24 protein-coding genes are annotated in these 25240 nt (G+C 68.2%); 7 read left to right on the forward strand and 17 right to left on the reverse strand.

Annotation, left to right across the window (positions count from 1 at the left end; translation table 11 throughout):
• Both ODR01_RS20860 and ODR01_RS20865 read right to left on the reverse strand, forming a co-directional pair.
• On the reverse strand, window positions 1–1409 hold a 1409-nt coding region (locus ODR01_RS20860), incomplete at its 3' end, for a hypothetical protein (protein WP_316979638.1).
• A 227-nt stretch (window positions 1410–1636) separates the two neighbouring features.
• Window positions 1637–2554, reverse strand: a complete 918-nt coding sequence (locus ODR01_RS20865; RefSeq protein ID WP_316979639.1) for a LysR family transcriptional regulator — start codon at window positions 2552–2554, stop codon at window positions 1637–1639.
• 133 nt (window positions 2555–2687) lie between these two features.
• Between ODR01_RS20865 and wrbA the strand changes: the two genes are divergently transcribed.
• Genes wrbA through ODR01_RS20880 form a run of 3 tightly spaced genes read left to right on the forward strand, consistent with a single transcriptional unit; the run spans window position 2688 to window position 4767 of the window.
• On the forward strand, window positions 2688–3290 hold the full coding sequence (gene wrbA, locus ODR01_RS20870) for an NAD(P)H:quinone oxidoreductase (RefSeq protein WP_316979640.1): 603 nt from the start codon (window positions 2688–2690) through the stop codon (window positions 3288–3290).
• A gap of 26 nt (window positions 3291–3316) precedes the next feature.
• The gene (locus ODR01_RS20875; protein WP_316979641.1) at window positions 3317–4282 is read left to right on the forward strand and encodes a glutathione S-transferase family protein; all 966 of its coding nucleotides are present in this window, start codon (window positions 3317–3319) and stop codon (window positions 4280–4282) included.
• 14 nt (window positions 4283–4296) lie between these two features.
• Complete coding sequence (locus ODR01_RS20880) at window positions 4297–4767, forward strand: DoxX family protein (protein ID WP_316979642.1); 471 nt, start codon at window positions 4297–4299, stop codon at window positions 4765–4767.
• Here ODR01_RS20880 and ODR01_RS20885 read toward each other — a convergent pair.
• From ODR01_RS20885 to ODR01_RS20930, 10 genes are all read right to left on the reverse strand, one after another.
• Window positions 4764–5903: a hypothetical protein gene (locus ODR01_RS20885; RefSeq protein WP_316979643.1), complete on the reverse strand. Its 1140-nt coding sequence runs from the start codon at window positions 5901–5903 to the stop codon at window positions 4764–4766. The genes ODR01_RS20880 and ODR01_RS20885 overlap by 4 nt on opposite strands.
• Entirely contained in the window at window positions 5900–6466 is a 567-nt protein-coding gene (locus ODR01_RS20890; protein WP_316979644.1) for a hypothetical protein, read from the reverse strand. Before ODR01_RS20890 ends, ODR01_RS20885 begins: the two co-directional genes overlap by 4 nt.
• 98 nt (window positions 6467–6564) lie before the next feature.
• A complete protein-coding gene (locus ODR01_RS20895) occupies window positions 6565–7149 on the reverse strand; it encodes a hypothetical protein (RefSeq protein WP_316979645.1) in 585 nt (194 codons plus the stop codon).
• A 30-nt stretch (window positions 7150–7179) separates the two neighbouring features.
• On the reverse strand, window positions 7180–8088 hold the full coding sequence (gene hslO / locus ODR01_RS20900; protein WP_316979646.1) for an Hsp33 family molecular chaperone HslO: 909 nt from the start codon (window positions 8086–8088) through the stop codon (window positions 7180–7182).
• A gap of 4 nt (window positions 8089–8092) precedes the next feature.
• Entirely contained in the window at window positions 8093–8716 is a 624-nt protein-coding gene (locus ODR01_RS20905; RefSeq protein ID WP_316979647.1) for a septation protein A, read from the reverse strand.
• A 10-nt stretch (window positions 8717–8726) separates the two neighbouring features.
• Entirely contained in the window at window positions 8727–9632 is a 906-nt protein-coding gene (gene argF, locus ODR01_RS20910) for an ornithine carbamoyltransferase (RefSeq protein ID WP_316979648.1), read from the reverse strand.
• A 1-nt stretch (window position 9633) separates the two neighbouring features.
• Window positions 9634–10815, reverse strand: coding sequence for an aspartate aminotransferase family protein (locus ODR01_RS20915; RefSeq protein ID WP_316979649.1), 1182 nt, complete (start codon window positions 10813–10815; stop codon window positions 9634–9636).
• Between the two features lie 139 nt (window positions 10816–10954).
• Complete coding sequence (locus ODR01_RS20920; protein WP_316979650.1) at window positions 10955–11653, reverse strand: orotate phosphoribosyltransferase; 699 nt, start codon at window positions 11651–11653, stop codon at window positions 10955–10957.
• Window positions 11650–12945: a Zn-dependent hydrolase gene (locus tag ODR01_RS20925; RefSeq protein WP_316979651.1), complete on the reverse strand. Its 1296-nt coding sequence runs from the start codon at window positions 12943–12945 to the stop codon at window positions 11650–11652. The genes ODR01_RS20920 and ODR01_RS20925 overlap by 4 nt, the downstream gene beginning before the upstream one ends.
• Window positions 12946–13183: 238 nt before the next feature.
• Window positions 13184–13969 carry an ABC transporter permease gene (locus ODR01_RS20930; RefSeq protein ID WP_316979652.1) on the reverse strand — a complete coding sequence of 262 codons (786 nt, stop codon included), beginning with the start codon at window positions 13967–13969 and terminating at the stop codon, window positions 13184–13186.
• 97 nt (window positions 13970–14066) lie between these two features.
• On the opposite strand from ODR01_RS20930, the gene ODR01_RS20935 reads away from it, so the two are divergent.
• A complete protein-coding gene (locus ODR01_RS20935; protein ID WP_316979653.1) occupies window positions 14067–14654 on the forward strand; it encodes a regulatory protein RecX in 588 nt (195 codons plus the stop codon).
• 43 nt (window positions 14655–14697) lie between these two features.
• Here ODR01_RS20935 and ODR01_RS20940 read toward each other — a convergent pair whose 3' ends face one another.
• The 5 genes from ODR01_RS20940 to ODR01_RS20960 all read right to left on the reverse strand — a co-directional run bounded on the left by ODR01_RS20940 (window position 14698) and on the right by ODR01_RS20960 (window position 20601).
• Window positions 14698–15219 carry a cytochrome b gene (locus ODR01_RS20940; protein ID WP_316979654.1) on the reverse strand — a complete coding sequence of 174 codons (522 nt, stop codon included), beginning with the start codon at window positions 15217–15219 and terminating at the stop codon, window positions 14698–14700.
• Window positions 15220–15294: 75 nt separating this feature from the next.
• Window positions 15295–17604 (reverse strand): mechanosensitive ion channel domain-containing protein, encoded by a 2310-nt coding sequence (locus ODR01_RS20945; RefSeq protein ID WP_316979655.1) that lies wholly within the window; start codon window positions 17602–17604, stop codon window positions 15295–15297.
• Between the two features lie 77 nt (window positions 17605–17681).
• Window positions 17682–18656, reverse strand: a complete 975-nt coding sequence (locus tag ODR01_RS20950; RefSeq protein WP_316979656.1) for a zinc transporter ZntB — start codon at window positions 18654–18656, stop codon at window positions 17682–17684.
• A gap of 285 nt (window positions 18657–18941) precedes the next feature.
• Window positions 18942–20249 (reverse strand): ammonium transporter, encoded by a 1308-nt coding sequence (locus tag ODR01_RS20955; protein WP_316979657.1) that lies wholly within the window; start codon window positions 20247–20249, stop codon window positions 18942–18944.
• A 13-nt stretch (window positions 20250–20262) separates the two neighbouring features.
• Window positions 20263–20601, reverse strand: a complete 339-nt coding sequence (locus ODR01_RS20960; RefSeq protein ID WP_316979730.1) for a P-II family nitrogen regulator — start codon at window positions 20599–20601, stop codon at window positions 20263–20265.
• Window positions 20602–20959: 358 nt separating this feature from the next.
• Here ODR01_RS20960 and ODR01_RS20965 point away from each other — a divergent pair, with 358 nt between their 5' ends.
• From ODR01_RS20965 to ODR01_RS20975, 3 genes are all read left to right on the forward strand, one after another.
• Entirely contained in the window at window positions 20960–21724 is a 765-nt protein-coding gene (locus ODR01_RS20965) for an HAD family hydrolase (protein ID WP_316979658.1), read from the forward strand.
• 15 nt (window positions 21725–21739) lie between these two features.
• Window positions 21740–22549, forward strand: coding sequence for a trehalose-phosphatase (gene otsB, locus ODR01_RS20970; RefSeq protein ID WP_316979659.1), 810 nt, complete (start codon window positions 21740–21742; stop codon window positions 22547–22549).
• A 258-nt stretch (window positions 22550–22807) separates the two neighbouring features.
• Window positions 22808–25198, forward strand: coding sequence for a PAS domain-containing protein (locus ODR01_RS20975; protein WP_316979660.1), 2391 nt, complete (start codon window positions 22808–22810; stop codon window positions 25196–25198).
• The last annotated feature ends 42 nt before the right edge of the window (window positions 25199–25240 follow it).

The following is a 25240-nucleotide window of genomic DNA, read 5'->3' on the forward strand; positions in this document are numbered from 1 at the left end:
ACCGCCGAGCCCGTCACGCTGAGCAGCGCCGAGCGCTCCTGCTGGGCGACCATCGCCGTCTTCTGCGTCGCCTCGGCGCGCCGGATCTCGCCGTCAACCGCCTGCGCCGCCCCCGCCATCTCGCGGTTGGCCGCCGCCTGCTGCGCGAAAGTCCCGACGACCCCTTCGAATTCCTCCAGATACGCCGCCGCCCCCGCGTGGATCGCCGCGGCCTTGGCTTTTTCCGCGTCCGTGGAAAGGGTGCTTTCCAGTTCCTCCAACTGACCGACGATCTTCCCTACGCCGTCCCTTACCGCGTCCGCGGCGGCGGCGGTCGGAGTGCGCAGATATTGCAGCTGGGCGGTGCGCTTCTTGTTGACGTTCTCGATCAGGCTGCTGGCCAGCAGCGTGATGCCCTGCTTTTTCTGCATGCGGATCTTGGCGAGCTTGGCGTCGTCGGCCAGACCCTGCCAATCCAGCCGCTGGCTCATGGCGAGTCCGTCGAGAACGCTCTTGATGGCCCGCATCTTTTTTTCGAGGTTGTCGGCGGCGGCGGCCGTCTGCCCGGTATTGCCCTGCAAGAGGTCGGTGGCGAGCTTCTTGTAGTCTTCGCGGATGACGTCGACGATCTCGATGAAGCTGTCCGGCAACATAGTCGCGTTTTCTGGGCCCAGCAGCGACTGGAGGTTCTTCAGGCCGAACGAAACCATGGTGGCCGCCGTATCGAACGTGACCATCCGCTTTTCGTCCCGATGGATCTGAAAGCGCTGCATTTCGATCAGAAGCTCGGCCAACTGGCCGGTTATCTTGGTCGCCTCGTCGGAAAGGTTCAGCTTGGCGTCCCGTTTTTCCTCGATCTCGGCCTGGCCCTTGGCCAGGTCGCCGAACTGCGTGTTCTGTTCGGAACGAAGCTCGGCCGAGGTCGTTTCCATGTCGTTCGATTTCTGGAGCATGCGGTCGAGGGCGGCGCGTTTCTTGACTTCGAGGTCGCGATAGTGGGTCAGCGCCGCTTCGTAGGTGGCGATCTGCGCCTCCACGCTGGCGATCCATTCCCGATCCGCCCCCGAATCGAAAAGCTGGCCGATGCTCCCCGCCCGCTCCTTCAGCTGGGCGATCTTGGCGGTGGCGTCCTTGAAGGATTTTTCGTCGCCGGCGATCTGATAGTTCTTCTCGTCCTGACGGATCTCCTGAAGCCCGTCGGCAAGAAGCGCCGCCGCGTCCGTCCGCTCAAGCTGGCCGCTGATCTGCTGCTGGCCGTTCCAGCCGAGATACGACACCCCCATGGTCAGCGCCAGTACGGTGGCGAAACCAAACCCGATCTTGCGCCCAATGCGGACGTCGGAAAGGGCCAACCGCTGCCAACGGGATGGACGATCGGAGGAAGGGGAGGATCGGGATTCCGTGTCCCTGGAAGCGGTGGCGGCGTTCATTCTGGACTCCCCTTCTTCCTTGATGCGTTCTTCCTGCCGGCAGGGGACAGACATGCGATTTTGATAAAATTTTAGTTGAATTGCCGGAGCGGCATGCACGATCCCCTTCGATTGGTGCGATCATGCGGCAGGATTTTCTATCGGGTCAAGACACGGACATCCCTTATGTGCGAAACCGACCGCAAGGGTGCCCGGCAATTCCCGTTTTACGAGCCGTCTTCCAAAAATCACCCGTCCGATCCGGGAACGTCCCAGTACGGCCGCGGGCCGAAACGGCCGGCCAGGAAGTCGACGAAAGCCCTGACCTTGGCCGACAGGTGGCGGCGGTGCGGATAGACGGCATAGATGGCCAGCGAATCGTCGACGAAGGCGTCGAGGGCCGTGTGCAGCCGCCCGGCCCGCAGATCGTCGCCGACCAGAAAGGTGGGGGCCAGGCAGACGCCGAGGCCGGCCAGCGCCGCCTCGCGCAGAACGTCGCCGTTGTTGGCCTTGAGGTTGCCGGCAACGCGCACCGCGAGCGGGCCGCCCGGCCCGCGGAAGGGCCAGTCGTTCTGGGCCGGCAGATAGGCATAGATCAGGCAGTTGTGGCGGACCAGCTCGCGCGGATGGGCCGGCTTGCCGTGGTCCGCCCAGTAGGCCGGGCTGGCGCACACCACCCGCCGGGCCGGCGCCAGCTTGCGCGCTACCAGGCTGGAATCGGGCAGATCGGCGATGCGCACCGCCACGTCGTAGCCCTCCTCGATCAGGCTGACCCGCCGGTCGTCGAGGTCCAGCGTCACCGCCAGGTCGGGATAACGGGTCATGAAATCGGCGAGCGCCGGGGCGACGTGCTGGATGCCGAAGGACATCGGCGCGTTGACCCGGAGCGTGCCGCGCGGCTCGTCGGTCAGGCGCCCCGCCGCCTGTTCGGCCTCCTCCAGTTCGGCGAGGATGCGCTGGGCGCGCTCCAGGAAGTCGATGCCCGCCTCGGTCAGCGACAGGCGCCGCGTCGTGCGGTTGACCAGCCGGGCGCCCAGCCGGTCCTCCAGCGCCGCCAGCTTCTTGCTGGCCGCCGACTTGGACAGCCCGAGATCGCGCGCCGCCGCCGAGAAGCTGCCGGTCTCGGCGATGCGCGCGAACACCTGGAGGACGTCGAGGGACAACACGGAGAACCTCCATAGTCTCTGAAATCGAAACAATCATATTCCATGGACGCGGATTGTCCACGCTTTCATGGTGCCCCATCTTCTTTCCACGTGAACGGTTCATCCGTCGACGGCACAGCAAAGGACGGCAGACATGGCCAAAGTTCTGGTTCTCTATTACAGCAGTTACGGACACGTGGAGACGATGGCGGGCGCCGTCGCCGAAGGGGCGCGCAGCGTTCCCGGCACCCAGGTCGACATCAAGCGGGTACCCGAACTGGTGCCCGCCGAGGTGGCCCGGAAGTCCGGTCTCAAGGTCGACCAGGCGGCGCCCATCGCCACCGTGGACGAGCTTCCCGAGTACGACGCCATCATCTTCGGCACGCCGACCCGCTTCGGCAACATGGCGGCACAGATGCGCAATTTCCTCGATCAGACCGGCGGCCTGTGGGCCAAGGGCAAGCTGATCGGCAAGGTCGGCAGCGCTTTCGCCGGCACGGCCAGCCAGCACGGCGGCCAGGAAACCACGCTGACCTCGTTCCACACCACGCTCCTCCACCAAGGCATGGTGATCGTCGGCCTGCCCTATTCGGCGGCCGGCCAGACCAGGGTCGACGAAATCACCGGCGGCTCGCCCTACGGCGCCACCACCATCGCCGGCGGCGACGGCAGCCGCCAGCCGAGCGAGAACGAGCTGGACCTCGCCCGCTTCCAGGGCCGGCACGTCGCCGAGATCGCCGTCAAGCTGGCCGCCTGAGCGGCTCCGGCGAAAAGGGAACGGCCATGGGCCTTCTGGTCGACGGCATCTGGCGGCAGGATTGGTACGATACCGAAACGAGCGGCGGCCGCTTCGTGCGGCCGCCCACCCGCTTCCGCGGCAGGATCACCGCCGACGGCTCGTCGGGCTTTCCGGCCGAGCCCGGCCGCTATCATCTTTATGTGTCCTACGCCTGCCCGTGGGCCCATCGCACGCTGATCTTCCGGGCGCTCAAAGGCTTGGCCGACAAGGTGTCGGTTTCGGTGGCCGAGCCGCTGATGGGCAGGGACGGCTGGACCCTGGCCGAAGGGGCCGATCCCGTGATGGGCGCGCGCTTCCTCTATGACGTCTACCGGGCCGCCGACCGTACCTACACGGGACGGGTAACGGTGCCCGTGTTGTGGGACAAGCAGACGGGGACCATCGTCAGCAACGAGTCGGCCGACATCATCCGCATGTTCAATTCGGCCTTCGACGCCGCCGGCGCCGCCCCTGGCGACTATTATCCCGAACCCTTGCGCGCCGAAATCGACGCCCTCAATGCGCGGATCTACGACACCGTCAACAACGGCGTCTATCGGGCCGGCTTCGCCACCCGCCAGGAGGCCTACGACGAGGCGGTGACGGCGCTGTTTGAAAGCCTCGACTGGCTGGAGGATCGGCTGTCCCGGCAGCGCTATGTCGCGGGCGATCGCCTGACCGAGGCCGACTGGCGGCTGTTCACCACGCTGGCGCGCTTCGACGCCGTCTACCACGGCCACTTCAAGTGCAACCTCAAGCGCTTGGTCGACTACCCCAGCCTGTGGGCCTTCGCCCGCGAACTCTACCAGGTGCCCGGCGTCGCCGCCACCGTCCGGCTCGACCACATCAAGGCCCACTATTACGGCAGCCATTCCACCATCAACCCCACCGGCATCGTGCCCAAGGGGCCGCTTGTGGATTTCACCCAACCGCACGGCCGCGACATGCTTTTCCCGGTCGTTTCCCGATAACCGAGGACCTCCCGATGAACACCCCCGCCTCCAATGCGCCCGCCCTTTACATCCCGGCCCTGGCCGGCCTTTACCGCGGGGCCTCCTCGGCCGCCTGGCCGCTGGTGCGCGTCGTCACCGGCCTGTGGATGATGCCGCACGGCGCCCAGAAGCTGTTCGGCTGGTTCGGCGGCAACATCGAGGGCATCGCCGGCTTCTTCGCCAAGATCGGCCTGACGCCGGCCCTGCCGCTGGCCTATGCGACGGGCGTCGTCGAGTTCTTCGGCGGCCTGCTGCTGGTCCTCGGTCTGTGGACGCGGCCGGCCGCCGCGGCCGCCGCCGTCCTCATGCTGATCGCCGCCCTCAAGGTCCATCTCGCCAACGGATTCTTCTGGTCCCAGGGCGGCTATGAATACCCGCTGATGTGGGCCTTGCTGGCCTTCGCCATCGCCCTGCGGGGCGCCGGGCCGCTGTCGCTCGACGCCCGGATCGGCCGCGAGTTCTAGGAGCCGTCGCGCAACCTGAGGATGGAATAGGCCGCCTTAAGCAGGGTCAGGCGGTCGAGGGGGCCGGTCGGTTTGGGATTGACGTGATCGAGGCTGTCGACCAGGAACAGTTCGGCGCCGCCGGCCGGCAGCGCGGCGGCCAGTTTGACGCTCTCGGTTTCCGGGATGATCGGATCGTCGCGCCCGTGCAGCAGGAAGAACCGGCCGCCCAGGCCGGAAAGGTCGCGGCGGCTGAGATCGAGCGCCCGGAAATCGGCGAGCAGCGTCCCCGGCAGCGCCTCGATGAGGGCGGGCACGCGCTCGGCCTCGGTATTGACCAGAAGCGCGTAGACGGCCCGGCCCTCCGGCCCCAGCCTGGCCGCCCAATCCGAGACGTCGGCCCCGTCATCGGCCACTTTCGCCTCCTTGATCGCCTCAAGCAGCGCCCGATCCCGCCAGTCGGCCAGCCGGTGGAGGTTCGATTCGAGAAACACCCATTTGCCGTAAGTGTTGGGTTGCCGGTGCCGCCAGGGCTCGCCGGGCGCCGCCCGGAAACGCCCGGTGGTGAAGAAGGTGACGACGGCGGTCAGATCGTAATAGCCGCCGACGGCGATGACGAAATCGACCCGCCCGCCGCCCCCCTCGAACAGCGAGGCGACGGCCGGCCCGACCGCATAGGAGATGGCCGTCACCCCCAGGGCCTGCCCGGCCGGACTTTCCCGGCGCAGCCAGGCGCTCGCGTCGGCGATGGCGCCGGCGTCCTCGGGGCGCACGCGCAGGGCCCGCAGATTTTCGATGTCGGGGACCAGCACCCGGAAGCGGGCGCGCGCCAGCGTGGCGGCGAACATCACGAGGCGCGGATCGTCCTTGCCGGCTGGCGCCACCCCGGGCACCAGCACCATCGCCGCCAGCGCCGCCTCGCCGCCGCCGGGCGTGTAAAGATCGCCGGAGTGGGGACGGCCCGCCGTTTCGAAGCGGACCGGCCGGCGCTCGGGTGGGGGCGTCGCCTCCTTGAGCGCACTCGGCCCGTCGCCGGCCTCGATGTCGGCCAACAGCCGCGCCGCCTCGCCCATCCGGGCCGGCGAGCAGCCGGCGGCCAGCACGGCCGCCGTCAGGAGGGCGATGAGTGCTCGTCCGCGCCGCCGCGGAACCATCACATCAGGAAGTCGCTGACGTGGCTGCGGATGTCCTGTTCCATTTCGTTGTTGAAGTCCTTCATCAGGGCCTCGATGAGGTCGTAGCGCAGGCGGTCGCGCTCGTTCAGCGACGCGTCCTCGCGCAGCGTCTGCGAACGGCCAACCCGGGAACTGGCGAAGGCATGGCGGAAGCCTTGCCCATCGACGATCTCGATCATGGCGGCCACCGTTGCCTGATAGCGGACGGCCTGCTGCTTTTTGAAGGCCCCGGAAACGCCCCCTTCGACGGCCAGCGGCGTCTCGGTCACGGTGGCGTCGACGATGGTGAAGCGCGCCACGTTATCGGTCACGCCCTTGGCGACCAGCCGGTCCTGGGCCCAGCGGCGCATGGCCTTTTCGGGTGGCACCGGAAACTGGGAACCAACCTGCACGGTCTGCAGGGTCGGTTGCACGTTGGAAACGATGTCCACCCGGCTGGCGTTCAGCCCCAACGCCGGATAATGCGCGAAGGTCATCTCGGGAAAGCGTTGCACGGTAACCGGGGTCTCGCACGCCGCCAGCGCCAGCGTCGCAAGACCCGCCATCAAAAGCCGCCGGGTCATCATCAACATAGCGGCGGATACTCGCACGGGCGCCCCCCCCGTTCAAGGCGAACGCCGGGGGAGGCCACTCGCGGCAGCCGCTAGCGGATGAAGGTTCCGAGATGGCCGCGGATATTTTCCGTCATCTCGGCGTCGAAGGCCGACACCAGCGGCGCGATCATGCCCTGCCACAGGTCCTGATGCGCTTCCGGAGAGGCGGTCGGCCAGATCGTGCGCGAGAACGCCACCCCCGCCGCCGCCCGTCCCTGCCGCGCGTTCGGCTCGTCGAGGATCTCCAGGGTGGCCGCCGCCGTGGCGTTGTAGCGCACGGTTTGCGGCGCCCGGAGCAGGCCGGGCATGCCGACGTCCCTCGGCAGATCCTCCTCGACGATGGCGGCCTCGGTGACGGTGAAGCGGGCGACGCCGCTCTGTCCCCTGGCGACCAGCCGGTTCGCGCCCCAGTCGCGGATCGCCTGGCCGGGCGGATTGGGGATCAGGCCATCGACGCGCGGAGGCGTCTTCGATGTCTGGACGTTCGATACAATCTCGATCCTGGCGACATCGAGGGCGATGGGCGGCGGCATTACAACCACCTGCTTCTCCATCGGAGCCGTTGTCGTTCCGCACGCCGCCAGCGCCAGCGTTGCGAAACCGACCGTCAGTACCTGTCGGATCATCTTGAGCATAAAGAGGAAATAGTCGCCGGGGCGGCCCGTTCAAGGTGACGGCAGATCTGCCAGTGCCTGGCGGGAAAAGCGGTATTCGGCCTTGCAGAACTCGCAAGTCACGGCAATCCCGCCGTCTTCAACCATGGCGTCAAGCTCGGCCGCCGGAAAGCGGCCGAGCGTCGCCGCAACCTTGGCGCGCGAGCAGCGGCAGGCGTGGCGGACCGGGCGGACCCGGAACAGCCGCACGCCCTCTTCGTGATAAAGCCGATAGAGCAGGCGCGCCGGCTGGATCGTCCCATCCAGCATCTCGGCCGCCGTCACGCTGCTGGTCAGCGCCACGGCGCGGCGCCATTCGTCCTCGGCCTCGTCGTCGGCATCGACGCCGCCCTCCGGCCGCGGGCGCTGGATCATCAGCGCGGCGGCCCGACTGGCGCCGCCATTTCCCGCCGTCGCCGCCAGCGAAATGGCGGTCTGCAACGGTTCACATTGCCGGAAATAGGTGTGCGCGCAGTCGGCAAGGCTGGGCCCGGTCAGTTCGGTCATGCCCTGGTGCTGCTGGGCGTTGGGGCCGTGATCGAGGGTGACGGCGAGGCGCCCGGCGCCCAGCAGGTGCGGCACCGGCGCGTCGGCGACGCCCCCGGCCGCGGCCACCCGCTCGGCGTCATAGCGGGCATAGCCGCGCAGGCTGCCGTCGCTGGTGATGTCGGCGACCATCAGGCTGAGCGGCCCGTCGCCCTGGGTCTGCAGCTTGAACACGCCGTCGAACTTGAGCGCGCTGGCCAACACCGTGGTCAGGGCCAGGGTTTCCCCCATCAGGCGGGCCACCGCCTCGGGGTAGTGGTGGGGGCCGAGGATGGAATCGAGCGCCGGGCCCAGACGCACCAGACGGCCGCGCAAGCCCAGATCCTCGATGCGAAAGGGCTGGATCAGATCGTTGAACGGGGGGACGTCGGCCATCGTCTCACTTGTCGCCGGAAGGGTTCTCCGTCCCGGGTTCCGGCCCATCCCTGTCCACGTGATGGCGGTTCATCACCGGCACCTGGGTCAACGCGAACAGCACCGTCAACCCGGCGATGCCGAAGACCTTGAAGGTGACCCAGAAGTCGGTGCTCTGGGTTCGCCAGACCACCTCGTTGAGGGCGGCCATGACCAGGAAGAACCCGGCATAGCGGACGGTCAGGATTTGCCAGCCCCGGTCATCCATGGAGATGGTGCCGCCGAGCAGCGATTTCAAAAACGATCGCTTGAAGAGGAGGCCTCCGAACAGCACGGCGGCGAACAGCACCTGGACGATGGTCGGCTTCAGCTTGATGAAGGTCTCGTCGTGCAGCCACAGCGTCAGGCCGCCGAAGACGCCGACCACTGCCGCCGTTACCAGCGGCACCATCGGCAGCCGGCGCTCGTAGGCGAAAGACAGCGCAAGGGCCACCGCCGTCGCCCCCATCAGGCCGGCGGTGGCGGCGAACAGGCCGAACTGGAAATAGCCGGCGAAGAAGACGACCAGCGGCCCGTAGTCGACCACCGGCCGCAACCAGCGCGGGGCCGCCGGTCGGGGGGCGGCGGGCGAGGGGCGGGGCTCGGTCATGGCGCCAAGATCAGCCCAGACACCAGGCGAGAATGCCCTTCTGGGCGTGCAGCCGGTTCTCGGCCTCGTCCCACACCACCGAAGCGGGACCGTCCATCACCTCGTCGGTCACCTCGTCGCCGCGATGGGCCGGCAGGCAGTGCATGAACAGCGCCCCCGGCTTGGCCTTGGCCATGAGGGCGGCATCGACCCGGAAGGGCGTCAGCAGGGCGCGCCGTTCCTCCTCGCCCTTCTGGCCCATCGACACCCAGGTGTCGGTGACCACGGCATCGGCCCCGGCGGCCGCTTCCCTGGGATCGTCGAAGACCACGACGTCGGCACCCTCGGCCTTGGCCCAGGCCAGCAGCTTCGACGACGGGCGCAGCGAGGCGGGGCAGGCCAGCCGCATGGAAAAGCCGAAACGCGCGGCGGCGTGAATCCATGACGCCGCCACGTTGTTGCCGTCGCCGCACCAGGCGATGGTCTTGCCCTTGATGACCCCGCGGTGCTCCTCGAACGTCATAACGTCGGCCATGATCTGGCAGGGATGCGAGGCGTCGGTCAGGCCGTTGATCACCGGAATGGACGCGTTGGCCGACAGTTCCTCCATGCGCTTCACCGCGCTGGTGCGGATCATGATGGCGTCGGCATAGCGCGACAGCACGCGGGCGGTGTCGGCGATGGTTTCGCCGCGCCCGAGCTGGGATTCGGCGGTGCCCAGCACCACCGCGCGGCCGCCCAGCTGCTGGACGCCGACCTCGAAGGAGACCCGGGTGCGGGTCGAGGGCTTTTCGAAGATCATGACCAGGGTCTTGCCGGGCCACGGCGAAACGGCCTTGGCGTCCTTGCGCTTGAACGCCGCGCCCAGGTCCAGCATGTGGCGAAGCGTCTTGGTGTCGAACTGGTCGATATCGAGGAAATGCCTCGGGGCACTCATGTCAGAACTCCGTCTTTTCAAGCTCGGCGCAGCTTTTCTCGAGGATGGCCATCGCCGCCTCGATGTGGCTGTCTTCGACGATCAGCGGCGGCACCAGGCGCACCACGTTGTCGCCGGCGCCGACTGCCAGCATGCCGTTGGCCCGCAATTGGCCGATCAGCTTGCCGTTGGGGATTTTGCATTGCAGCCCGATCAGAAGACCGACGCCGCGCACGCCCAGGAACAGCCTGGGATGGGCCGCGACGACGGCCTCGGCCCGCTTGCGCAGGCGGGCCGCCTTGGCCTCGACCGCCGGCAGGAAGCCGTCGGCCAGCATGACGTCGAGCACGGCGTTGGCGCAGGCCATGGCCAGCGGGTTGCCGCCGAAGGTGGAGCCGTGGGCCCCCGCCTTCATGGTCTTGGCGACGTGTTCCTTGGCCAGGCAGGCGCCGACCGGGAAGCCGCCGCCCAGGCCCTTGGCCACCGCCAGGACGTCGGGCTCGACGCCGGCCCATTCGTGGGCGAACAGGCGGCCGGTGCGGCCCATGCCGGTCTGCACCTCGTCCAACAGGAACAGCAGGCCGAACTCGTCGGCGACCTTGCGCAGCGCCCGCAGGAACTCGGCGTCGGCCGGCCGGACCCCGCCCTCGCCCTGCACCGGCTCGACCAGGATGGCCGCCGTTTCGCCGGTGATGGCGGCGCGCAGCTCGTTCATGTTGCCGAACGCCACCTGGTCGAAGCCGTCGGGCATCGGCGCGAAGCCGGCCATGTGCCTCTCCTGCTTGGCGGCGGCCAGCGTGGCCAGCGTGCGGCCGTGGAAGCTGCCGGCAAACGTGATCACCCGGAAGCGCTCGGGATGGCCGGTCTCGTCGTGATAGCGCCGGGCCAGCTTCAGCGTGGCCTCGACCGCCTCGGCGCCCGAGTTGCAGAAGAACACGGAATCGGCGAACGAGGCATCGACAAGGCGCTGGGCCAGCCGCTCCTGCCCGGGAATGCGATAGAGGTTCGAGCAGTGCCAGAGGGTGGCGGCCTGCTTGGTCAGCGCCTCGACCAGATGCGGATGGCAATGGCCGAGCGCCGTCACCGCGACGCCGGCGCCGAAATCCAGGTAACGTCGGCCGGACGCGTCCACAAGGTAAACGCCTTCGCCACTGACGAAGGCGATGTCCTCGCGCGCGTAGGTCGGCATCACCGCGGAAATCATCGTTCGGCTCCTTAGTTGAAAAAAAACCAAGGGACGGCGCGGGCGCGCCGCCCCCTTCCTTGCGGGAAGGCGAGAGTATCGGAATCCGCGGGCGCGCTGTCAACGCGGTTGCGGCGGAATCTCGCGCCCTGGCGGCCGTTCAGCCGGCGGATGCGGAAGTCGGCGCCGCCGACGGGCCGGCCCCGCCGTGAACCTCCGACCAGGCGATGGGATCTGTGATGTAGGCCTCGATCTCTTTGAGCATCGCCGCGTCCATGGCGCCCCGCGCGCGCGCCACGCGCATGAGATCGTCCCAGGTGGCCAGCGAGAAAAGCTCCAGTCCGCGGGAGTCGAGGTCGCGCACCACGTAGTCGAAGATGCCGTACTTGAAGATGACGAAGGCGTATTTCACCTCGGCGCCGCCCCGCCTCAGGCCGTCGCAGAACAGCGCCTTGGTGCGCCCGTCGGTGGTCAGATCCTCGACCAGCAGCACCCGTTTGGCCCCTTCCAGCGCGCCCTCGATCTGGGCCTTGGGCCCATAGCCCTTGGCCTGCTTCCTGACGATGACCAGCGGCAGGTTCAGGCGGTCGGCGACCATGGCGGCGAACGGGATGCCGGCCACCTCGCCGCCGGCGATGACGTCGAAGGCGGCGTAGCCGACGGTATCGAGGATCTTCCTTACCGCCAGGTCGATCAGTTTGTTGCGGGCCAGCGGAAACGAGATCAGGCGCTTGACGTTGACGAAGACCGGGCTGGCCCAGCCCGACGAAAAGAAGAACGGCTCCTGCGGGCGGAACAGCACGCAGCCGGTGTCGAGCAGGATCTGAGCGGTGGTTTCCGCGAGGTCGGAATCGGTCATGGCAACGCCTCCGGGGCGGTCAGCATGGCCCTGTATAGAGCCTCCGCCCCCAGAAAGAAATCGTCGTACGCCATCGCCTCATGCGGATTGTGCGAGCCGTGCTCGTTGCGCACGAAGATCATGGCGGTGGGGATGCCGGCGTTGGCGAAGACGGCGGCGTCGTGGCCGGCCCCCGAGGGCAGGCGCTCGTAAGGGATGGCCGCCTTGCCGCAGACCACGGCCAGGTGGTCGACCAGCGCCGGATGGGTGCGGGCCGGCGCGGTCGGCAGCGCCTGGCCCAGTTCGAACGAGACGCCGCGCGAGCGCCCGACGTTGAGCATTTCCTCGGCAACAATGCCGCCGAAGAAGCGCAGCATGTCGGGCGACTGGCTTCTGTATTCCAGGCTGAAATGGATCTCGCCGGGCACCCGGCTCATGGCGTGCTCGGCCGGGTCGGTGCCGACGATGCCCATGGTGATGACCAGGTCCTCGCCCTGTTCCAGAAGGCTGACCCAATGCTGGTCCAGGCGCTCGACCAGGTCGGCGAAGGCGAACACGGCGTCGTGGCGCAGCCAGCGGGGCACGGCGCCGGCGTGCGCCGCCTCGCCCCGGCAGATCACGGCGGGATGGCGGATGTTGCCACGGATGCCGGTGACCAGGCCTACCGGCACGGCGCGGGCCACCATCACCGGCCCCTGCTCGATGTGCAGCTCGAAGAAGCAGGCGAGATCGGCGGGCGCGATCATCGCCGTCCCGGCGGCGACGGCCTCGACGTCGGCGCCGGCGGCGGCCATGTAGTCGCGGAGCGGCCGGCCGCTGTCGCGGTGCTTGAGGCCGAGGTCCTTGGGATCGAGCGCCCCGAACAGCGCGCTGGAGCCCATATAGGCGCGGCCGAACCAGGCGCTCTCCTCGCCGCGCAGGATGAACAGTTTGAGCGGCCGGCGGGGCGCGACTCCCTCGCGCTTGGCGCGCATCAGCGCCATCAGCCCGGCGACGACCCCGGCGGCGCCGTCGTAGTTGCCACCGCGCGGCACCGAATCGAGATGCGAGCCGCAGGCCACGGCGGGCGCCCCCGCCTCGGTTCCGGGCAACGTGATCGTCATGTTGGCGGCGGCGTCGGTCGCCACCTCCAGGCCGCAGGCAAGGGCTGTCTCGGCCACCGTCTTCATGGCCAGCGTCTCGCCCTCGCCATAGCTTTCGCGGGTGATGCCGACGCCGTCGGCCGATTGGGTGGCCAGCTTCTCGAAGAGCGCCACCGCCTCCGCCTTCAGATCGGCCGGCAGCGACGCCGTGGATGCGAGCGCGGAAGCCATGTGGACCTTCCCTTCCCATTTCGCGCCGCTTCCCCGCAGCGCGAAAAAAGAGCGGACCATACTCCCCGCCCGGCCGCGTGTTAAGCCCTCAATTCAAAACCGCGAGCCGCGACCTCATTTCTCGCGCCATGCCCCGGCGTTGTTCCGTCCGCTCCGGATGGCCCGGGCGCAGCCGGGCCATGACGGGCGAGGGGCATTGGCCGGCCCCCTGGGCCGGGCCATGACGGTTGAACGCGATTCACGCCTTCAGCTTGTAGCCCGTCGCGAACATCCGGTAGCAGATCCACCACAGCACCGCGTCGGTGGCCGCCATCACCGCCACGCCGAGCCCCGGCGTCACGTCGGAATAGCCGAGGAAGCCATAGCGGAAGCCGTCGATGGCGTAGAAGAAGGGATTGAGGTGGGCGATGGTCTGGAACAAGGGCGGCAGGCGCTCCAGCGAATAGAAGGTGCCCGACAGGAAGGACAGCGGCGTTACCACGAAGTTGGTGACGGCGGCGATGTGGTCGAACTTGTCCGACCAGATGCCGCCGATGCAGCCCAGAAGCGACAGCATGAGCGACGCCGCCACCGCGTGGAACGCGATGTAGCCGACGTGCTCGAAGTGCATCGGCACCACGAAGACCATCGAGGCGCCGACCACGGCGCCGACCACGATGCCGCGCGTCGCCCCGCCCATGGCGATGCCGAAGGTAAGTTCATGGGCGTTGAGCGGCGGCATCAGGGTATCGACGATGTTGCCCTGGACCTTGGAGATGACGATGGAGGACGACGTGTTGGCGAAGGCGTTCTGAAGGATCGCCATCATGATCAGCCCGGGGACCAGGAATTCCATGAACGACACCCCGTGCACCGCCGGCCGGCCCTGGCCCAAGGCCAGGGCGAAGACGGCAAGAAAGAGCAGCGTCGTCACCACCGGGGCGATAAGGGTTTGGGTATAGACCTTGATGAAGCGCCGGACCTCGCGGGCGTAGAGCGTCCACAGGCCGATCCAGTTGGCGTCTTTCATCGAGCGTACGAGCATGGGCGATCCCTTTCCGGCAGGGTCCCTATATAGGCTGGCCGGTCCGGGCCCGCAAAAAAATTGCGGCGGGCCGAGGGGGGATGCGATGATGGCGGCCATGAGCGAAAAGGAAGCCGAGACCCCGGGCAAACGGACACGCCCCGGCCCCCGCAAGGTGACGCCGAAGTACCTGGAGAACGCCGCCCTTTTCTATCTCCAGCGCTTCGCCACCTCGGCTGCGAACCTGCGCCGCGTGCTGATGCGCAAGGTGGAGCGCTCGGCCCGCTTCCATGGCACCGACCCGGCCGAGGGCGCCCAATGGGTGGACGCCCTGATCGCCCGCTTCGTCGCCTCCCAGTTGCTCGACGACGCGCTCTATGCCGAAAGCCGGGCCCAGAGCCTGCGCCGGCGCGGCGCCTCGGGGCGCACCATCGCCCTTTCACTGCGCCAGAAGGGGGTGGAGGGCGAAATCATCGACACCGCCATGGCCGCCGCCGACGAGGCCGAGGAGAAGCCGGAACTCGCCGCCGCCGCCCGGCTGGCCCGCAAGCGCCGTCTCGGCCCCTGGCGCGCGGCCGAAGGGCGCCGCGAGGCCCGCGAGCGCGACCTCGCCGCCCTGGCCCGGGCCGGCTTCTCTTACGACGTGGCGCTGGCCGTCATCGACGCGGAAGGGCCGGCGGACCTGGAGGGCGAGGGGTCCCTTTAGGGGGCAAAGGCCAATTCCGCTGACGGCTTCGGCGGAAGCCGCCCTATGCCGGCGTCATCCGCCGCAGGGTGTCGTCCTTCAGCACGAAGTGATGGTAGAGCGCCATGAGCCCGTGGAGGCCGGCCAAGACGAGAAGCACGGTCCCGCCGTTGCTGTGGAGTTCCGCGACGAGGCCCGGAGGTTGCGGGACCGGCGCCGTGAGGGCCGGCAGGGTGACCCCCCACAGGGTGACCGGGACGCCGAGTGCCGAGGCCGCGTACCATCCCGAAAGCGGCATGGCGATGAGAAACGCATAGAGCGTGGCATGGCCGACCTTGGCGGCGAGCCGCAACAGGGGCGCATCGTGAGGTTCGGGCGGGGGCGCGCCGCCAACCAGGCGGGCGACGAGTCGCGGCACCAAGAGGACCAGCACGGCGAGGCCGAATGCGAAGTGCCATATAGGCGGGTTTTCCCGAATGTGGCGCCCGCCTTCGCCGAGGAACCAGGCGACCACCACGCAGAGCGCCGTGAGCCAATGCAGGACGATCAGGGTGTTCGTATAGCGCTGGATTCCGAGCTTCGCCATGTGTCCTCCTTGCTTCCCATATCCCCCTTGCGGATATACAGGGCCAGGCTGACGCCAGCCTGAAGGCGACCCGCGCTACTTGAACTCCTCCGCCGTCGGGTCCGTGGGGGGCGTGTCGGGCTTTTCGGTCTCCGCCTCGACGGCGGCGGGGGCGGGCGGCGCGGCCGGTGGAGTGTCGTCCTGCGTCTGGACGAAGACGGGCGGCGCCTTGCCCTGCTTGTCGACGCCGAAATAGACGGTCTGGTGCGGGAAGGGGATTTCGATGCCCAGCTCGTCGAAGCGGTTCTTCATGCGCCGGTTGAACTCGCGGCCCACCGTCCACTGCTTGAGCGGCACGGTCTTGAAGCGGCACTTGATGGTCACCGCCGAATCGCCCAGCGCGTCGACGCCCAGCATCTCCAGCGGCTCGATGATCAAAGGCCCAAAGGTGGGATCGGCCGTCATCTCGGCGCCCAGCTGCTTTAAGACCTCCATCACCTCGTCGACGCTTTCGCGATAGGCGACGCCGGCCTCGATCACCGCCATCGAGAAGCCCTTGGTCATGTTGCTGACGGTGTCGACGGTGCTGAACGGGATGGTGTGCACCGTGCCGTCGAGGCCGCGCAGGCGGAGCGAACGGATGGAAATCTGCTCGACCACGCCCGAGATGCCGGCGGCGGTCACCACGTCGCCGGCCGCCAGCGAGTCCTCGACCAGGATGAAGACGCCGTTGATCACATCCTGCACCAGCTTCTGCGACCCGAAGCCGACGGCCAGGCCGATGACCCCGGCGCCGGCCAGCAGCGGCCCGATGTTGACGCCCAGTTCGGAGAGCACGATCAGCGTCACCATGACCAGCAGGAACACCATCACCGTGGTGCGCAGCAGCGGCAGCAGCGTGCGGGCCCGGGCGCTGCGCTGGAGCACCGCGCCGTCGGGGCCGGTCTGGGTGAGATAGCGCTCGATCGACGAGCTTACCGCCTCCCACAGGACCAGCGCGAAGACCAGGACGAGGCCGATGGAGAAGGCGCCGCCGGTGACCCGCCGGCCGGATGGCGAGTCGAGCCAGCCCAGGGTGTCGAGCCCCCAGGCCTGCAGCAGGGCCAGGCCGGCGACGATATAGAGGATGGCGCGCAGCACCAGGTGGATGGCCGGCACGTAGCGGTTGACGCGGGCCTCCAGCAGGGGGAAGCGGTGCTTCACGTCGTCGCCGACCGCGAAGCCGCGCTCGATGCCGCGCCGGAGCGCCATCGCCAGGGCCTTGGCGGCAACCAGGATGAGGGCGGAGGCCACGGTGGCGCGGAAGAGGTATTCGAAGCCGCCCTCGATGGCCAGCGCCCACACCGCGAAGACGCCGATGACGTAGACGATGGCCAGCACGTGCCAGACGTCGGCCAGGCGGCGGCGCAGGCGGTAGGCGGCGGTCAGCGGCTGGCCGACGACCGGGCGGCCGCGGATGCGCTCGGCGACGGCGCCGCGGTTCTGCAACAGGAAAACGACGACCATGGCGGCGATCAGCAGGCCAACCACCCGGAGCAGCCCGGCGTGCGCGGCCAAGGGCAGGCCGAACAGCAGCGCCGCCTCGGCGGCGTAATAGCCGACCACCCCGGTGGCGATCAGGCGGCGCGACCAGATGAACAGATAGGTCGCCGTCTCCGGCCCCATCGACAGCAGCCGGAGCGACGGCCCCGGCGGCACCAGGAGCATGCGCACGAGGACGGTCAGCACCCGGATCAGCACGTAGGCGGAAAGGAAGGTGACGACCATCACCTGGGTCTGGCGGGCCGGGTTGAGCAACGGCAGCAGCGCGTAGGCGGCAACCGCGAAGGCGGCGATGGGCACGACCTCCATGACGGTGCGGACCAGCAGCAGCGGCAGGCGGACCACCAAGTTCGCCGCCTCGCGGCCGTCCACCCCCCGGCGCGGCCGGGTCAAGAGGGCGACGGCAAGGCGCTCGGCCAGCCAGCCGACGGCGATCACCGCGGCCAGCTTGAGGAGCGCGAACAGCCACAGCGAACGGATGGCCGGGTCGCTGACCTGGCGCTCGAACCAGGCGGACAGCAACGGCAGGTTGCTCAGCCGGTTGGCGAGCGCCACCACCTGGCGGCTGATCTCGCCGGCCGTGGCCGACAGCGTGGACACCAGGCGGGGCCCCAGGGTTTCGACCTCGTCCGGCGGCGCTTCCCGGGCCACCTCGATCAGCGCCCGGATCTGGGTCAGCAGTTCCTCGCGCTTGGCGTCGTCCTTGATCGCCGCCGCCAGCGCCTCCAGGTCCTCGACGGTCACCGGGGCCGGCGCCGCCGGCTCGGCGGCCAGCGCGCCCGGCGCCGCCACCGCCAGCCACATGGTCAGCGCCGCCACGGCGCCCGCCACGATCCCCAACAGCCGGCGTCTCGGTTGTCTCATGGTCATCCTCGCAAGTCTGGCGCGTCATCAGCGTACCGACAAACGGCCAATCTGTCACATCGTTCCACAGTCGGGAGCTAGATCCACCCGAAGCGCTTCAAGGCCCACAACTCGATCGCGCCTAGGACGCCAATGCCGATCGCCACGGCGGCGAACGCCCAGGAGGTGTCGGCCCCGGGAATGCCGCCGACGTTGATGCCAAGCAGGCCGGTCAGCAGGCCGAGCGGCAGGAACACGCCGGCGACGATGGCCAGCACGTACATGTTGCGGTTCATTTGCTCGCCCAGGCGGCTCGACAGTTCGTCCTGGGTGACGGCGGCGCGGTCTCGGACCGCATCGAGGTCTTCGACGTAGCGGGTGATGCGATCGGCGGTCTCGCGCAGACGCATGCGGTGCAGGTCGTCGAGCCAGGGCACGCGTTCGGCCACCAGGCGCGCCATGACGTCGCGCTGCGGCGCGATGTAGCGGCGCAGCGCGATGACCCGCCGGCGCAGATCGGCCAGCCGGCCACGCAGTTCGTAGCCGACGCTGGTCAGCACGGCGTTCTCGACGGCGTCGGCCTCGTCCTCGAAGTCGTCGATCACCGGGCCCATGCGCTCGACCAGACGGGCCGCCAGGTCGACCAGGAAATCGGCCGGCCCCCGGGGTCCCTTGGCCGCATCCAGACCCGCGCAGAGGTCGCTTACCGCCATCAGCTGGCGCAGCCGCACGCTGATGACGCGCTGGCGGTCGATCCACAGGCGGATCGACACCATGTCTTCGGGATCGGCGCCGGGATTGAGGTTGACACCCCTCAGGATGACGATCAGGCCATCCTCGAACTCGGCGCTGCGCGGCCGCGTGTCCTCGGCCAGCAGCGCCTCGCAGGCCAGCCGGCTCAACCCGCTTTCGGCCTCCAGCCACCGGCGTGCCGGTTCGACGGCGCGGTCCAGGTGGACCCACAGGAAGCCCTCGTCCGGAGCCCATCGGCGCACCGCCGGCCAGTCGAGCGGCCGGCCGCCGCCGGCGCCGTTCAGCAGGTATGCGCGCACCAAGCCGTCACCATCGGTCATGTCGCGGCCTCCTTCGTCGGCTTGCGGGTGAGCCCGCTCGAAGCATAGCGTTTTTCGGCCCGGGCGTCCGCCATAATTTCGGGGACACCATATTTAATTCACCTGAATTAAGTATGGTGTCCCCGAAATTAATGGTGCCCCCGAAATGATGAAAAATGGGGGTGCCGGCAGGCACCCCCAAGGGCGAAGCAGTCAGGGACTTGAGCGAAACCGAAGGTTTCGACCGAAAAGAAGGTGGGGGAGTGGGGGCAGGAGGCTCCCCCGCTCCCCCCGGCCGTTGCCGGCCTAACGCACGACCTCGCCGTGGAGGTTGATGTCGAGACCCTCGACCTCGACCTCCTTGGTCACCCGAAGCCCGATCACCACGTCGATGACCTTGAGCAGGATGAAGGAGACGACGGCCGTATAGACGATGGTGGCGACGATACCCTCGATCTGGGTGATGAGCTGGGCCGAGTTGCCCTCCAGCAGGCCCGCCGTGCCGCCGATGGCCTCGGCGGCGAAGACGCCGGTCAGAAGGGCGCCGACGACGCCGCCCACGCCATGCACGCCGAAGGCGTCGAGCGAGTCGTCATAGCCGGCCATGTGCTTGAGCGACGTGGCGCCCCAGAAGCAGGCGATGCCGGCGATGATGCCGATGATCAGCGCGCCCATCGGAGCGACGAAGCCCGAGGCCGGGGTGATGGCGACAAGGCCGGCCACCGCGCCCGAGATGATGCCGAGCACGCTGGGCTTCTTGCGCACCAGCCATTCGATCAGCATCCAGGAGAGCGCGGCCGCCGCGGTGGCGATCTGGGTGACCGCCATGGCCATGCCGGCGGTCGCATTGGCGGCGACCGCGGAACCGGCGTTGAAGCCGAACCAGCCGACCCACAGCAGCGAGGCGCCGATGACCGAAAGCGTCAGGTTGTGGGGCGCCATGTTTTCGGTGCCGTAGCCCTGGCGCTTGCCGAGCACGAGCGCGGCCACCAGACCGGCGACGCCGGCGTTGATGTGGACCACGGTGCCGCCCGCGAAGTCGAGCACGCCGGCGCCCATCAGGAAGCCGCCGCCCCACACCCAGTGGCAGACCGGGGCGTAGACCAGCAGCACCCACAGGCCCATGAACCACAGCATGGCCGAGAATTTCATGCGGTCGGCGAAGGCGCCGGTAATGAGGGCCGGGGTGATGATGGCGAAGGTCATCTGGAAGGTCATGAACACCGACTCGGGGATCGTCCCGGTCAGCGATTCCTTGCCGAGGCCGGCCAGGAACGCCTTGTCGAAGCCGCCGAAGAAGGCGTTGAGCCCGCCGCCGTCGCCGAACGCGAAGGAATAGCCGACGACCATCCACAGCACGGTGATCAGACAGGTGATGGCGAAGCTCTGCATGGCGGTGGCCAGCACGTTCTTGCGCCTGACCATGCCGCCGTAGAACATGGCCAGCCCCGGAATAGTCATCATCAGGACCAGGGCCGTCGAGGTGAGCATCCACGCCGTGTCGCCGGTATCCAGCGTCGGGGCGGCGGCTTGCGCCAGCGCCGATCCCGCCGTTACCAGAATAGCGGCCAGCGCCCCCCCGCCGATCCGAACCGTCTTTTTGAAATCAATCATCTTCCCTTGCTCCTTAAATGGCGTCAGCGCCGGTTTCGCCGGTGCGGATGCGCATGACCTGTTCGACATCCAGCACGAAGATCTTTCCATCGCCGATGGACCCGGTCTCGGCGGTGGAGCGGATGGCGTCGACCACCTGTTCCGCCAGATCGTCGCCGACGACCACTTCGACTTTCGACTTGGGAACGAAGCTCACCTCGTATTCGGCCCCCCGGTAGATCTCCGTCTGCCCTTTCTGGCGGCCGAATCCCTTGACCTCGGAAACCGTCATCCCCTGAACCCCGATCGAGGTCAGCGCCTCGCGGATGTCATCGAGCTTGAACGGCTTCACGATGGCCACGACAAGTTTCAAAGCCATGTGCTTACCCCCTTGCAGAGAACCTCGGTCGGAACCGGTCGCGTCCGACGGACGCCGGCCTCCCACCGCTTCCGGGCTCAGGGGTACTCAAGAAGCGTGCCGCCCCGCCAAAATGCAGAAAAACGCTTTCATATCAGGGCAGTAGATGCAAACGGCGGGGACTCGATGGAGTCCGGCATATGCATAAAAAATATGCAAATAATTATTTTTGACTGAAATTTAAGCACACGCATGGACGGCGCGTCACCGGCGCGGGAAGAAACCGGGGGTGGCGCATCCGGCGCGTGCGCCGGCCCGGGAAAGGGGCAACAAACTCTTGTTTTCCCGGGGGTTGTTCGCCAAAAAGAAAGGGATGTCCACACCGTTTCTCAAACCGCTGTTTTCGCCCGCCCGGTTCGACGCCGTGCTGTTCGACCTGGACGGCGTCATCACGGCGACCGACAAGACCCACTTCACGGCCTGGAAGACGCTGTTCGATTCCTATCTCGAAGCCCGCGGCCGGCGCGAGGGCAAGGGCTTTCATCCGTTCTCCGAAGACGACATGGCCACCCTGGTCGACGGCAAGCTGCGCCACGAGGGGGTTCGCAGCTTCCTCGGATCGCGCGGCATCGTCATTCCCGAGGGCACGCCCGGCGACGCCGAGGGAATCGAAACCATGTACGGCCTGGGCAACCTGAAGGGCCGCCTGTTCGCCGACGCCATCCAGACCGAGGGCGTCACGGTATTCGAGGGATCCGTCGCCCTCCTCGAGGCCCTGCGCGCCGTCGGCATCCGCTGCGCCGTGGTGTCTTCCAGCCGCAACTGCCGGCGCGTCCTCAAGGCGGCGGGCATCGGCGCCCTCATCGATGTCCGCTTCGACGGCATCAACGCGACGGGCATGAACCTGGTTGGCAAGCCCAATCCCGACACCTACCTGAAGGCGGCCGAATGGGCGGGCGTCGAGCCGGCCCGCGCGGTGGTCGTCGAGGACGCCATTTCCGGCGTCCAGGCGGGACGGGCCGGCGGCTTCGGCCTGGTGATCGGCGTCGACCGCACCGGCATCGCCGGGGCGCTCCGCGACGCCGGCGCCGACATGGTGGTGCGGGACCTCGACGAACTGCTGCTCGAAGAGGCCTGAAGGTAGGAACGGCGCATGGCCCGGACTCTCAGCGACCTGCCGTCGGCGCTCGACCGGCTGGACGAGTTGGGCCGCCGCCTGGCCGGCCGCAAACCGGCGGTGTTCCTGGATTACGACGGCACGCTCACGCCCATCGTCGAGCGGCCGGAGCTGGCGGTTCTTTCGGACTCCATGCGGCGCATCGTGCGCGATCTGGCCCGGCGCTGCCCGGTCGCCGTGGTCAGCGGCCGCGACCGCACCGACGTCGAGCGGCTGGTCGGCATCGACGGGCTGGCCTTCGCCGGCAGCCATGGTTTCGACATCCGCGTGCCGGGCGGTCGGCGGATCGCCCGCCGGGAAGGCGAGGACTTCGCGCCCCTGCTGAAGGCCGTCGAAACCCGCCTGCACGGCGCGCTCGATGCCATCGAGGGCGCGCGGATCGAGCCCAAGAAGGCGTCGGTCGCCGTCCACTACCGCCAAGTGGCCGAGACCGAGTGGGGGCGGATCGCGGCCGTCGTCGAGGCCACCCTGGCCGAGCACGGCACCCTCAGGGCGACTCCCGGCAAGATGGTCTACGAGATCCAGCCGAGGCTCGACTGGAACAAGGGCCGCGCGGTGCTGTGGCTGTTGGACGCGCTCGGCCTGACGGCCCCCGACGTGCTGCCGCTCTATTTCGGCGACGACATCACCGACGAGGACGCGTTTAACGCGCTGGCCGGCCGCGGCATCGGCGTCCTTGTCGGCGGCGCCCCCGGCGAGGCCGCCGGGAATCGACCGACCGCCGCCGACTACCGCCTGGATACGCCGGAGGAGGCGGGGCGGCTGCTCGACACCCTGGCCCGCTAGGCCGATCTCCACGCGCCCTCGGATTCCGCAGGCGGACCCGATCAATCGGCTTGCGCGACGGCCCGAAAACCGGCAAGAGTCGCCGCCGCACCGGGACGCGTACAATTAAAAAGGGTTTCCCCGGGGGGCGTTCCTCGCTTGTGAAGATACCGTCGCCTGATGTAGGGTTGAATACGTTTCGGGAACGCAACGGATTTTGCGTTAATTTTCAATAATATGTTCGCAAATTCGACATTTCGGGCAACGATCCGGGGACTGTTGGTCCCGTTCGTCTTGATCGCCCTGATCGGAAGCGCCTTCGTCGTCGGCGCGCTTATTGTCGCGGCCGGTGGCCAGGACCGCCTGGCCGAGCAGGCGGAAGCCCGCGCCGTGAACAACGAGATCGAACGGCTGCGCCAGCAGGCCGAACGCGCCGTCCTCGACTACAGCTATTGGGACCAGGCCGTCGAGAACCTGGTCGAGACCTTCAACCCGGCCTGGACCACCGACAACCTCGGCTCGTACGTCAGCGACGTCCACGGAATCGACGTCAGCTACGTGCTCGACCCCGACAACCGTGTGACCTATGCCTATGCGCCGGGAACGAGCGCGGTGGTCAACCCCTTCATCCGCTTTTCCGGCGGCCTCGACGTGCTGGTCAAGCAGGCCCGCCAGACCAAACCCGACGCGCCGCCGGTGCCGGCCACCGGCTTCCTGCGCGACGGCAACACCCTTCACATCGCCGCCGCCAGCGCGCTGACCAGCTATGAAACGGTGGGCGGGCGGCGCATCGACAAGGGCACCCGCTGGGTCCTGCTGTTCACCGTCGAATTGAACCCGCGCGCAATCGCCGAGATGGCCGCGCACGTCGGCCTCGACGATTTCGCCGTCGCCTTCTCGTCGGCCGCCCCGCCGCCGCCCCATGTCGTCGTGAAGCAGGCCAACGGCCACCCGGCCGGATATCTGACATGGAGCGGAGCGCATCCCGGCCGCGACATGCTGTGGTGGTCGCTGCCCGGACTGGGTGTCATCCTGGTGCTCCTTGTCGGACTTGGCGGCGTCTTCGTGCGCCGCGCCGTCGACACCGCCCTGCGCCTCGAAAGCCAGACCGCCGCCGCCATCGCCCAAAAGATGCGTTCCGAAACCTATCTGGCGGTGGCCGGAACCATGATGGTGGCGCTCGACCGCGACGGCCGGGTGACCATGGTCAACCGCAAGGCCTGCGACGTCCTCGGCTATCGCGAGGACGAGATCATGGGGATGGACTGGCTGGAAACGCTGGTGGCCCCGGAACATCGCGACCGTCAGCGGCGGGTCTCGGGGGCGGCCTTGGCCGGCGACATCGAATCGGTGCGCGAGCACGAAACCCTGGTCGTGGCGAAGGGCGGGGAACGCCGGCTCATTGCCTGGTACAACAACGTGGTCGACGACCCGCAGGGGGGATTCCGGGGGACCCTGAGCTCGGGCCAGGACATCACCGCCAAGCGGCAGACCGAGGACGCGTTCCGCCAGCTCCAGTTCCGCTTCCAGGCCCTTCTCGACCACTCGCCGTCCGCCATCTTCCTCAAGGACACCGAGGGGCGCTTCGTCTTCGCCAACAAGGAATTCGCCCGCCGGGCCAGAACCCGCGTCGAGGACGTGGTCGGCAAGACGGACTTCGACTTCCTGGACGACGAAACCGCCCGACGGCTGGAAGCGATCGACCGCGAGGTCATGGATACCCGCCAGACCCGGCAGACCGAAATCGCCATGATCACCCTCGACGGTCCCAGGACCATCGTGTCCATGAAGTTCCCGATCCTCGATGAAAACGGCACGCTGATCGGCATCGGCGGCATCGGCACCGACATCACCGAACATGCGCAGGCCAAGGAGGCCGCCCAGAAACTGCAGGCGGACCTGGCGCAGGTGCTGCGCCTGGGCACGGTCGGCGAGATCGCCTCGGGCCTCGCCCACGAGATCAACCAGCCGCTGACGGCGGTGATGAACTACGCCGTCGGCATGCTGCGCCGGCTGCGCTCCGGCGGCGTCCAGCCGGAAGACACCATCCGCGTCTTCGAAATCATCGCCGAACAGGCGCGACGGGCCGGCGACATCGTGCGCCGCATGCGCCAGTTCGTGCGCCGCGAGGGGCCCGGCTTCAGCGAAGCCAACATCAACCGGGCGATCCGCGAGGCAATCGACCTGGTGACGGCCGACGCCACCCAGCTCCACGTGGCCATCGAATTCGATCTCGACGAGTCGCTGCCGCCCATCCTGGCCGACGCCGTCCAGGTTCAGCAGGCGATCCTCAACCTCGCCCGCAACGCCCTGGACGCCATGGCCGGCGAGACCGCCGCCGCCCTGCCCCGCCAGCTGACGCTGAAAACCCGGCAGACCGAGGCGGGCATGATCGAGGTGACGGTCCGCGACACCGGCCCCGGCATCCCCGAGCGCATCCGCAGCCGCGTCCTCGACCCCTTCTTCTCGACCCGCAAGGGGGCGATGGGGATGGGCCTGCCGATCTGCCGGACCATCGTCACCGCGCATGGCGGCACGCTGTGGTTCACCACCAGCCCCGACAAGGGAACGTCCTTCCACTTCACCTTGCCCGTCGCGCCGCGCGTGGCCGTCGAGGCCGAGCCGGCGACGCCGGAAACGCCGGCCGGGCGGGCCCGGGTTAGCCGTTGAGCCGGCCGGCGCCGTCTCCTATAAGGGAAGGCTAGGAGCCGG

It is taken from the genome of Shumkonia mesophila, from assembly GCF_026163695.1.
Taxonomy (GTDB): domain Bacteria; phylum Pseudomonadota; class Alphaproteobacteria; order Rhodospirillales; family Shumkoniaceae; genus Shumkonia; species Shumkonia mesophila.

Coding starts and splice junctions, on each gene's coding strand:
- ODR01_RS20920 (WP_316979650.1), bottom strand. CDS start 11,653: ATGACCGATTCCGACCTCGCGGAAACCACCGCTCAGATCCTGCTCGAC.
- ODR01_RS20925 (WP_316979651.1), bottom strand. CDS start 12,945: ATGGCTTCCGCGCTCGCATCCACGGCGTCGCTGCCGGCCGATCTGAAG.
- wrbA (WP_316979640.1), top strand. CDS start 2,688: ATGGCCAAAGTTCTGGTTCTCTATTACAGCAGTTACGGACACGTGGAG.
- ODR01_RS20945 (WP_316979655.1), bottom strand. CDS start 17,604: ATGAGACAACCGAGACGCCGGCTGTTGGGGATCGTGGCGGGCGCCGTG.
- otsB (WP_316979659.1), top strand. CDS start 21,740: ATGGCCCGGACTCTCAGCGACCTGCCGTCGGCGCTCGACCGGCTGGAC.
- ODR01_RS20930 (WP_316979652.1), bottom strand. CDS start 13,969: ATGCTCGTACGCTCGATGAAAGACGCCAACTGGATCGGCCTGTGGACG.
- ODR01_RS20965 (WP_316979658.1), top strand. CDS start 20,960: ATGTCCACACCGTTTCTCAAACCGCTGTTTTCGCCCGCCCGGTTCGAC.
- ODR01_RS20950 (WP_316979656.1), bottom strand. CDS start 18,656: ATGACCGATGGTGACGGCTTGGTGCGCGCATACCTGCTGAACGGCGCC.
- ODR01_RS20875 (WP_316979641.1), top strand. CDS start 3,317: ATGGGCCTTCTGGTCGACGGCATCTGGCGGCAGGATTGGTACGATACC.
- ODR01_RS20905 (WP_316979647.1), bottom strand. CDS start 8,716: ATGACCGAGCCCCGCCCCTCGCCCGCCGCCCCCCGACCGGCGGCCCCG.
- hslO (WP_316979646.1), bottom strand. CDS start 8,088: ATGGCCGACGTCCCCCCGTTCAACGATCTGATCCAGCCCTTTCGCATC.
- argF (WP_316979648.1), bottom strand. CDS start 9,632: ATGAGTGCCCCGAGGCATTTCCTCGATATCGACCAGTTCGACACCAAG.
- ODR01_RS20895 (WP_316979645.1), bottom strand. CDS start 7,149: ATGCTCAAGATGATCCGACAGGTACTGACGGTCGGTTTCGCAACGCTG.
- ODR01_RS20955 (WP_316979657.1), bottom strand. CDS start 20,249: ATGATTGATTTCAAAAAGACGGTTCGGATCGGCGGGGGGGCGCTGGCC.
- ODR01_RS20940 (WP_316979654.1), bottom strand. CDS start 15,219: ATGGCGAAGCTCGGAATCCAGCGCTATACGAACACCCTGATCGTCCTG.
- ODR01_RS20890 (WP_316979644.1), bottom strand. CDS start 6,466: ATGGCGGGTCTTGCGACGCTGGCGCTGGCGGCGTGCGAGACCCCGGTT.
- ODR01_RS20935 (WP_316979653.1), top strand. CDS start 14,067: ATGAGCGAAAAGGAAGCCGAGACCCCGGGCAAACGGACACGCCCCGGC.
- ODR01_RS20915 (WP_316979649.1), bottom strand. CDS start 10,815: ATGATTTCCGCGGTGATGCCGACCTACGCGCGCGAGGACATCGCCTTC.
- ODR01_RS20880 (WP_316979642.1), top strand. CDS start 4,297: ATGAACACCCCCGCCTCCAATGCGCCCGCCCTTTACATCCCGGCCCTG.